This is a genomic window from Planobacterium oryzisoli, from assembly GCF_015354315.1.
Lineage (GTDB): Bacteria > Bacteroidota > Bacteroidia > Flavobacteriales > Weeksellaceae > Planobacterium_A > Planobacterium_A oryzisoli.
Genome location: NZ_JADKYY010000015.1, coordinates 1 through 9,146 on the forward strand (window position 1 = coordinate 1; position 9,146 = coordinate 9,146).

The 9,146-nt window shown below is 38.5% G+C and carries 10 protein-coding genes; 6 read left to right on the forward strand and 4 right to left on the reverse strand.

Annotation, left to right across the window (positions count from 1 at the left end):
* Nucleotides 1-147 precede the first annotated feature (147 nt).
* From IC612_RS09865 to IC612_RS09880, 4 genes are read right to left on the reverse strand one after another with little or no spacing between them, the layout of a single operon-like run.
* Complete coding sequence (locus IC612_RS09865; RefSeq protein WP_194740023.1) at nucleotides 148-1,101, reverse strand: ROK family protein; 954 nt, start codon at nucleotides 1,099-1,101, stop codon at nucleotides 148-150.
* A 4-nt stretch (nucleotides 1,102-1,105) separates the two neighbouring features.
* Nucleotides 1,106-2,383, reverse strand: coding sequence for an MFS transporter (locus tag IC612_RS09870; protein WP_194740024.1), 1,278 nt, complete (start codon nucleotides 2,381-2,383; stop codon nucleotides 1,106-1,108).
* A gap of 35 nt (nucleotides 2,384-2,418) precedes the next feature.
* Nucleotides 2,419-3,162 carry a lysophospholipid acyltransferase family protein gene (locus IC612_RS09875; RefSeq protein ID WP_194740025.1) on the reverse strand — a complete coding sequence of 248 codons (744 nt, stop codon included), beginning with the start codon at nucleotides 3,160-3,162 and terminating at the stop codon, nucleotides 2,419-2,421.
* Between the two features lie 4 nt (nucleotides 3,163-3,166).
* Entirely contained in the window at nucleotides 3,167-3,631 is a 465-nt protein-coding gene (locus IC612_RS09880; protein WP_194740026.1) for a GtrA family protein, read from the reverse strand.
* Between the two features lie 213 nt (nucleotides 3,632-3,844).
* Between IC612_RS09880 and IC612_RS09885 the strand changes: the two genes are divergently transcribed.
* The 6 genes from IC612_RS09885 (at nucleotide 3,845) to IC612_RS09910 (ending at nucleotide 8,733) form a co-directional block, all read left to right on the forward strand.
* On the forward strand, nucleotides 3,845-4,087 hold the full coding sequence (locus IC612_RS09885; RefSeq protein ID WP_194740027.1) for a hypothetical protein: 243 nt from the start codon (nucleotides 3,845-3,847) through the stop codon (nucleotides 4,085-4,087).
* Between the two features lie 58 nt (nucleotides 4,088-4,145).
* Nucleotides 4,146-5,012 (forward strand): BadF/BadG/BcrA/BcrD ATPase family protein, encoded by an 867-nt coding sequence (locus IC612_RS09890; protein ID WP_194740028.1) that lies wholly within the window; start codon nucleotides 4,146-4,148, stop codon nucleotides 5,010-5,012.
* A gap of 14 nt (nucleotides 5,013-5,026) precedes the next feature.
* Nucleotides 5,027-7,330 (forward strand): NADP-dependent malic enzyme, encoded by a 2,304-nt coding sequence (locus IC612_RS09895; protein ID WP_194740029.1) that lies wholly within the window; start codon nucleotides 5,027-5,029, stop codon nucleotides 7,328-7,330.
* Nucleotides 7,327-7,917 (forward strand): Holliday junction branch migration protein RuvA, encoded by a 591-nt coding sequence (gene ruvA, locus IC612_RS09900; protein ID WP_194740030.1) that lies wholly within the window; start codon nucleotides 7,327-7,329, stop codon nucleotides 7,915-7,917. Before IC612_RS09895 ends, ruvA begins: the two co-directional genes overlap by 4 nt.
* An 80-nt stretch (nucleotides 7,918-7,997) precedes the next feature.
* A complete protein-coding gene (gene gcvH, locus IC612_RS09905) occupies nucleotides 7,998-8,375 on the forward strand; it encodes a glycine cleavage system protein GcvH (RefSeq protein ID WP_194740031.1) in 378 nt (125 codons plus the stop codon).
* Nucleotides 8,368-8,733, forward strand: coding sequence for a VanZ family protein (locus IC612_RS09910; RefSeq protein ID WP_194740032.1), 366 nt, complete (start codon nucleotides 8,368-8,370; stop codon nucleotides 8,731-8,733). Before gcvH ends, IC612_RS09910 begins: the two co-directional genes overlap by 8 nt.
* Nucleotides 8,734-9,146 lie beyond the last annotated feature (413 nt).

A 9,146-nucleotide genomic window follows, 5' to 3' on the forward strand; every position in this document is an offset into this window, starting at 1 on the left:
TATCAAGAAAAGGACGGCATAAACCGTCCTTCTGCTTGGGCTAAAAACCCAAAATCTACTTTTTTAACCCCAATTGGCTAAAAACAAAAGACTGTCCTCATTTTTAGTTATGGGGACAGCCTCGCTAGTTTTATATTAAGAGACTTATTACCAGACTAAGGCGCTTGCTCCTAAAATTGCCGCATCTGCTTCTTTTAAATCGCTATAAAGTATCTTGATTTTATTTTTAAAAACCTGTAGAAGATTTGCTTCCATAGCCTGTTTTGTAGGCTGCATAATTAAATCTCCCGCTTTAGTAAGTCCTCCAAAAAGCACGATTGCCTCGGGCGCGGAAAAAAGTACAAAAGTGGCAAGAGCCTCTCCTAAAATAGTACCGGTGAATTTAAAGACCTCATTTGCGATCTCATCACCTTGTTCTGCACATTTAAATACCGTTTCACTTGTAAGCTCATCCATGGAATAACTTCTTAGAATACTAGGTTTTTCAGGATATGCCTGAAGCATTTCGATAGTGGTATCTCTTAGGCCAGTTGCCGACGCATAAGACTCTAAGGAACCTCTAAGACCCGTGCCCGGATGTAGTCTTCCATTATGGCGAACAATAACATGTCCCAGTTCTCCTGCAAATCCATTATGTCCAATAACAATCTTTCCATCTATTACAATTCCACTTCCTACGCCGGTTCCTAAGGTGATGGTAATGAAATCGCGCATGCCTTTGGCAACCCCATACTGCATTTCTCCTACAGCTGCTGCATTAGCATCATTGGTAAGCTTGGCTTCCAGCTTGAAACGATCTTCTAATTTTTCAGCCATAGGAATAATGCCTTTCCATTTTAGGTTAGCGGCGTATTCTATAGTACCTGCGTAGTAGTTAGCGTTTGGTGCACCCATTCCTATTCCCACAAAGGTTTCGGTGCCTCCGTATTGCTCAATCATAGGTTGGAGTTTAGAGGCTAGATCTTCTATAAAGCCGTCTACGCTGTCCTTGTCGTTGGTTTTTATCCGGTCTTGAACTAGGATGTTGCCTTTTCTGTCAACAACTCCGAACTTTGTGTTTGTTCCTCCAACATCAATCCCAATTGCATATTTTGCTTTCATATATTTAGTCTACTTTAATGTCTTTGTTTACATTCTTTGATCCTGCAAGCGCGTAGAATAAGATGTATCCCATTGCTACTACTGGAAGCCAGTAGCTGCTGGCATAACTTTGTGTGCGGTCAACTAGATAACCTTGTATATAGGGTAGAACTCCACCGCCAAATACCATCATCATGAATAATCCAGACCCTTGAGCGGTGTATTTTCCAAGTCCATGGGTGGCTAGGTTAAATATTGCTGGCCACATCACCGATAAGAAAAGTCCGCATAGAATAATGAGAAGGATACTTACTGGTACTGGTGTCATTACAAACGAAAGGGTTGCGCTTGAGAATGCAGGTACTTGTGCCATTGATTCTGTTCCAATAGAGATGGATATAATTAAAAAGGCGATAGCTCCTAATGATACAGTAGTTAACATTTGCTTGCTGCTGAAGGTTTTTCCTAGTGCACCTCCTAACAACCGGCCCACCAGCATTAGTAGCCAGTAGGTTCCTACAATGGAGCCTGCCGCACCTTGATCGAAATTCAGTCCATTGATCAGATAATTCAATGTGGTGTTGGAGATGGATACTTCCACACCAACATAAAGAAATATAGCCACCATACCCATAATAAAATGTCTGAAAGATAAAGGAGAGTTTTTGCCTTTCTCAGTGGACGCTTCTATTATATGTGGTTCAGGGATTTTTACCGTGTTAAGAACTATAAATACTAAAAGGAAAATTCCCATTGAGAGGTAAAGTAATGGATTTGCATCGGCTATGCGGGGACTGGCCACATTCCCAAGAACGAGCCCTCCCAGTACAGGAGCTAACGTGCCACCTAAAGAATTTAAAGCACCTCCGAAATTAAGGCGCTGGTTAGCACCCTCTTCAGAGCCTAAAACAGATAGCATCGGGTTAACCACCGCATTTAGTAAACACATGGAAAATCCAGAGATGAAAGCCCCCAATAAATAAAGATAAAAGCTCTCAATACGTCCCGCTAGATACAGGATAAGAACACCCACAAAACCAATGACCAGTGCAGTTAGTGCTGTTTTCTTATAGCCAATGCGCTCCAGCATTCTTCCTGCGGGTACACCCATGAATAAATAAGCTAAAAATACTGCTCCATTAGCCAATTGAGCCTGCGCATTGGTTAAACTGAATTGCCCTTTTAATATCTCTGCCATTGGATTCTGTAATCCTGTAACAAAGGATATAATGAAGAAAAGGAGAAACATCATAATTATAGGCAATGTATAATTATGGCCTTGTGCTTTTGCATTTGTATTCATAGCTTTTTAATAATAATTTAAACAAATATAAATATTTATTTCGCTCCGATTTCGTCTAATAAAGTATTTTTTATCTCATTATGAGAAATTAATTTTATGCTTTCAAAATCAGAGGAAGGTTGCAAGATTGCATTCCGCACTACTTTAATGGTTCCCGGCCTTCCTTTTTTCCAATCAAAGGGAAACATTTCTTTAAGACCAATAAATGTATACACTACAATAGGGAATTTATGCTTTGATGAGAGGATGAAGGCACCATCTTTAAACGTGTCTAAAATTAAATGGGGGTTTTCAGAGACGCCCCCTTCCGGAAAGATGACGATATTTTGCCCGTGGTGCATTTTGTAAGCGGCTTTAGTATATACCTCTGCACGACTTTTTGGACTGGTCCGGTCCACCAAAATACAGATACGCTTATAGATTATACTAAATAGAGGGATTTTTGCCAGCTCTGCCTTCCCAATGAAGGTAATTGGGTGGTGTGGGTGTAATACACACATCAACATGATGTCAATAATAGAAGTGTGATTTGAAATAAAAATATAGTTGCTGTCTTTCTGTACGGTGCTTTCACTTTGGTCTTTTAGAGTGTAACGGAATCCCATTCCATAGAAGAGTACAATACACCATAATCTAATGAATATATAGGCATATTTGAAATGCTTCTCTCTGATCGATAGGAGCAAAACAGGTAGAGCAAATGCTATAATCATGGCAAATGCCATAAATGCAAACCAAAGTCTCCAAAGGATATTTAGTACTGTAGTTAAAATGTGCATATGTTTATCCGTTGAAAACTAGTTTCTTTTTAATACTGTAATTTATAAATGCCATAGCTACAATAGCCCCGGTTTTACTTAGTACTTCCGAACTGAAGCTATAGAAACCAAGGTTGACAACGGCAATATCATCAATAACTTTTCCATAAATTACTTGGAAAAGAAGAAGGCTTCCAAACATTGTAAGAACTGAAACTACCATAAAATAAGTGAATTCGCGTTTGCGCGAGTGCTTTCCTTGTTCAAATACAAATCGTATACTTAAGAAATAATTAAGAAGAATAGCAAGTACTGTTGATAGTATATTGCTTAACGGATAGTGGATGCCATAGAACGAATTTTCCTGACGAAATATTCTCGGGACGCTTATGCTTAGTACCTTAAACAAGACAATTTCGAACGAAGCGCAAATGCTTCCCGCGATAAGAAAATAAATAAATTGTTTCTGGCGGTGTAGTAATTTGACCATTTCCTAATGAAAACCCCAAATATAACAGAATAGTTAAAGATTTATAATTTTAACACAAATTATTTTTGACTTTAGGAAATAAGTATAACTTTATTTGCCCAAATGAAAAGTACCTGGTAATTCCGCAAATCACAAACTGTTGATTTTATGAGCTTTATCTTGAACATCAGAGTGTATTTCTATATCTGAATCGAATACGGTAAAACCACACAAATGAACCAGTTAAAAAGACGTGACAAATTTCAACTCGACCGAAAGAAAATAAAAGCTCTGGAAAGTTCTTCCCAGCGATTCCATCGCGTATATAGTGAATATAAGTCGCTTAGTGAGGAATTATGGCATATTAATAATGCTTCTAGCAACAACTTGCCTGATGATTTTCATTCCGCTGTTGAGATTCAAAGGCATTATTTAGAACAGGAGATCAATGAATGGCTTAATAGGGCTTCCACATAGGAGCATTCTAATCTGAGATTTATTTTATATTTTAGCACGTTATTAAGCTTGTTAAAGTATGATTGCAATCGTTGACGGAGGTTCCACCAAGTGCGACTGGGTGCTACTAGATCATAATGCGGAACCTGTTTTTAGAACCCATACGGTTGGTTTCAATCCAAACATTATAGATACCACTTTAATTCCCTCTGAAATTAAGAAAAATAAATCCCTTCTGGATTCTAAGGATCAGGTTTCGCATGTATTTTTTTATGGCTCGGGCTGTGGGTTGGAATCCAACAAACTACAGATGCATAGTGCACTTAAGGAAGTGTTTGTAAATGCGGAAGTCAAAATTGATACGGATATCACCGCAGCAGCGTTTTCTGCATATAATGGAAGGCCAGCTATTGTTTGTATTTTAGGTACCGGATCTAATGCCTGTTATTTTGATGGAGATGTAATAAGAAGGGAATTGCCGTCCTTAGGATTTCTCATTGGAGATGAGGGAAGTGGATGCGCATTAGGAAAGCAGCTCGTAAAGCACTACTTTATGAAAAAGATGCCGGAAGATCTTGCAGAAGCCTTTGCTGAGGAGTTTCATTTGGATTTGGATACTCTTATCACCAATATGTATCATAATCCACGAGCAAATGCATATTTGGCTGAATTCAGCAAATTCATTGTTCCGCGGAAAAACCACCCGTATTTTCAGCACCTAGTTTATGAAGAATTAAAAAACTATTTTGAATACCAAGTTCTGCCTTACAATGAAAGTAAAACGAGCGAGATTAATTTTATCGGATCCATTGCCTATTACTATGAAGATATATTGCGTGCCGTAGCTGCCGATTTGCATCTCCATATTGGTAGGATAGTTCAAAAGCCCATTGAGAGTCTGGTGGAGTACCACAAAAAGTACCTAATACCAAGAAAAATTAAGTAGATAGTTAATATATTATGTCAAATAATACCACAAGAGATAGTAAAAATTTTAATAAAGCGGCCTTAGAATACCATCGAATGGAACCAAAAGGCAAAATTGAAGTAGTTCCTTCCAAACCACATTCGTCGGCTAGAGATTTATCTCTAGCCTATTCTCCTGGAGTAGCTATTCCGTGCTTGGAGATTGAGAAGAATCCTAGTGCCATATATGAATATACGGGTAAAGGGAATCTGGTCGCTGTAATATCTAATGGTACTGCCGTTCTTGGCTTAGGCGATATAGGAGCAGAAGCCTCTAAGCCTGTTATGGAGGGTAAAGGTTTACTCTTTAAGATTTTTGCTGATATCAATGTTTTTGATATTGAGATCAACGAAAAAGACCCAGATAAATTTATTGAAATAGTAAAAGGAATTGCTCCAACATTTGGAGGAATTAACTTGGAGGATATTAAGGCGCCGGAAGCGTTCTATATAGAACAGCGTTTAAAAGATGAACTTGATATTCCATTAATGCATGACGATCAACACGGCACTGCTATTATTTCTGCTGCGGCATTATTAAATGCGTTAGAAATAGCAGGGAAAAGTATTGGGCAGGTAAAAATGGTGGTCAATGGTGCAGGTGCTGCTGCAGTAGCTTGTACAAAACTTTACTTGGCAATGGGCCTTAGAAGAGAAAACGTGGTGATGTGCGACAGTAAAGGCGTAATCAGTACGTCACGCACTAATTTAACTCCCGAGAAGGTGGAGTTTATTGCCGATACTACAGCCACAACATTGGAAGAAGCACTGGTTGGAGCGGATGTTTTTGTCGGCCTTTCAAAAGGCGATGTTATGAGTGCATCAATGCTTTTGTCTATGAATGAGAATCCAATAGTATTTGGACTTGCAAATCCTGATCCCGAAATAGATTACAATCTTGCAATGAATACCCGTAACGATGTGCTGATGGCAACTGGAAGAAGTGATTTTCCTAACCAAGTAAATAATGTACTTGGATTTCCCTATATCTTTCGAGGTGCATTGGATGTCCAGGCAAGCTGCATCAATGAAGAAATGAAATTGGCAGCAGTATATGCAATTGCGGATCTCGCTAAAGAATCAGTTCCTGAGGCGGTTATACTTGCTTATAATTTAAAGAGCTTAAATTTTGGAAGAGATTATTTCATACCTAAACCATTTGATAACAGACTAATTACTAAAGTAAGTGCAGCGGTTGCTCGTGCTGCTATGGAAAGTGGAGTGGCTAGGAGGCCAATTGAAAATTTCAAAGAGTATGAAAATACGCTGTTGGATCGTATGGGGCGAGATGAAAGGCTAATACGGATGATGCAGAACAGAGCACGTTCCAATCCAAAGAGAATAACCTTAGGTAATGCAGAAGAATATAATGTTCTTAAAGCGGCACAAATACTACATGAAGAAGGAATTGCAAAACCGATTCTTCTAGGAGAAAAAAAATACATCTTGGAACAGATGGAAAAGTTTGGGATTGAATTAAATGTGCCGATTGTCGATCCTAATGCAGATGATCAGGAAGAGAATAGGAAAAAGTATAGAGATACGCTTTGGCGTCTTCGACAACGTAAGGGTATGAACGAATATAAAGCCAAACGTTTTGTGAGGCAAAGGGATTACTTCGGACCATTGATGCTTAAACATGGAGATACCGACGCCCTTGTGGTTGGTTTTTCAAAAAACTATTCTGCAAATTTGCGTCCTATATTAGAGGTGATTGACAAAGAAGCCGGCGTGGATAAGATTGCATCTATGATGATGATACTTTCCGGAAAAAATAAACCTCTGTTTTTTGCTGATACTTCAATTAACAAGAACCCGACTTCAGATGATTTGGTGAATATTGCAAAAATGGCTGAGATTACAGTTCGTTCTTTCGCCATTGAACCTAGGATAGCAATGTTAGGATATGAGAATTTCTCTGCAATTTCGGAGACATCCAAAAAAGTAGCTAAGGCTGTACAGATTCTGCACGAGAAGTTTCCAAAGATGATTGTGGATGGCGAAATCCAACCCGATTTTGCAATGAATGCGGATCATCTTGCCGATTACCCCTTCTCAAAGCTTGGAGGTGTACCTGCAAACACATTTGTTTTCCCCAATCTGGAAAGCGCCAACCTATCGTATAAAATAATTAGAGGTATGAATTCCGCGCAGGTAGTCGGTCCAATTCTTATGGGTTTAAAGCATCCTGTACATGTAGTGCAAATGCGTTCCAGTGTGGATGAAATCGTAAATTTGGCTACAATCGCAGTGTTAGATGCCCAACGCAGAGAGGAACTAAAGGAAAATAGCAAATGATTTATTCTTTGAGAGGGACTGTACTGGAAGTAACTCCTAGTTTCTGTGCGATAGAAGTCAACGGCATAGGATACCAAATTGGTATTAGTTTACAGAGCTATCAGAAATTGCAAAAAGATGCTCAGGCGTTTCTCTTTATTTCACAGATTATTCGGGAAGATGCAAATCTCTTGTTTGGATTTATTTCAAAAGAGGAACGAGTTCTTTTTAACCTACTTCTGAGTGTAAGTGGTGTGGGCCCTAGCTCAGCGTTAATTATGCTGTCTTCTTTGAGCATAGAGGAGATTATAGAGGCAATCTCCTCTGGTAACAGCGTCTTACTACAAAAAGTGAAAGGTATAGGCGCCAAGACTGCACAGCGTATTGTCATAGATCTACGGGATAAAATACAAATATTGGGAGAGGTTAGTTTTAAAGACCCACTCATGGGGAGTTCTTTAGAATCTGTGAAACAGGAAGCGCTTAAAGCATTGGAAGTACTAGGTATTTCTAGAAAGATCACAGAAAAGGCGACTGAAAAAATACTACTTTCTACTCCTGACATAAAGCTTGAGGAACTTGTGAAGCAGATTTTAAGGAATTTATAAAATCAAAAGGTTTTCCTTTGGAAACAATTTGCGGATTTAGAGAATTGCAGTAAATTTGAAACCAACAAAAATAAAATAAAATGAACACACCAGCTGAGTTAAGGTACACTAAAGACCATGAATGGGTTAGAATTGAGAATAATGTGGCTACTATTGGAATTACCGATTTTGCTCAAGGCGAATTAGGGGACATTGTTTTTGTGGACGTGGATTCGGTTGATGACGAATTGTCTGCGGGTGATGTTTTTGGAAGTGTGGAAGCTGTAAAGACAGTGTCCGATTTATTTCTTCCGCTGTCCGGTACTGTAATCGAGTTTAATGAGGCGTTGGAAGACCAACCCGAACTTCTAAATACAGATCCTTACGGTGAGGGATGGATAATAAAATTACAAATAACTGACGACACAGACCAATCAGGTCTGCTAAGTGCAGAAGAATACCAGGCATCACTTGGATAGAATTTCTCGAATTTTTAAAAGAATTGTGCCCATTTATTGGGCATTTCTTACATATATACTCCTTGGACCTGGTAATGATAGGGCTGAAGATTGGGTTGCATTTGAGGGTTTGGACAAAGTGGTCCATTTTGTTGTATTTGCAATTTTGAGTTTCTCATTGAAAGCGGCATTTCCAAAAATGCGCATGATAGTGCTATATGTAATCATTATTATATATGGAATCGCAACCGAAGTATTACAAGGTTCGATGAATCTGGGCCGCTCAATGGAATTTGCAGATTTTGTGGCAGACTTATTAGGTGCAATAGCAGGATACTTGTTATTCAAGACAACAATACGATTTCTAGGAGTTAAATAACTAGGGAATCTTACTTCTATTTTCGCTTTAAAGCGAATAATTAGGGAGCAAATCAGCACGATTTGCTCTTTCTTCTTTAATGTGGATAAGTGTAGTCGATTACTAACTTTAATATTTACAGTTATTTATGGCGGGTCTTTTCCACAACTCCATATTTATTGATTGTTTTATTTGCAATTCGAGTTTACTTTAGTCTATCTTTGCAGTCACTTAACAGTGGAGCAGAAGATATTTGAACTTTTAAAATAAATCAAAAAATTATATAAATAATTTGGAGATTATAAATTTTAGCGTATCTTTGCAATCCGAAATCGAAAGAAGGTAGGAGCGCAGGAGTAGATGATTGAATTAGGAAAGGAGTTAGGGATAAGAGAGGGCGTTTGGTCTTCGAAAGAATCTCAAAATTTTTTTCA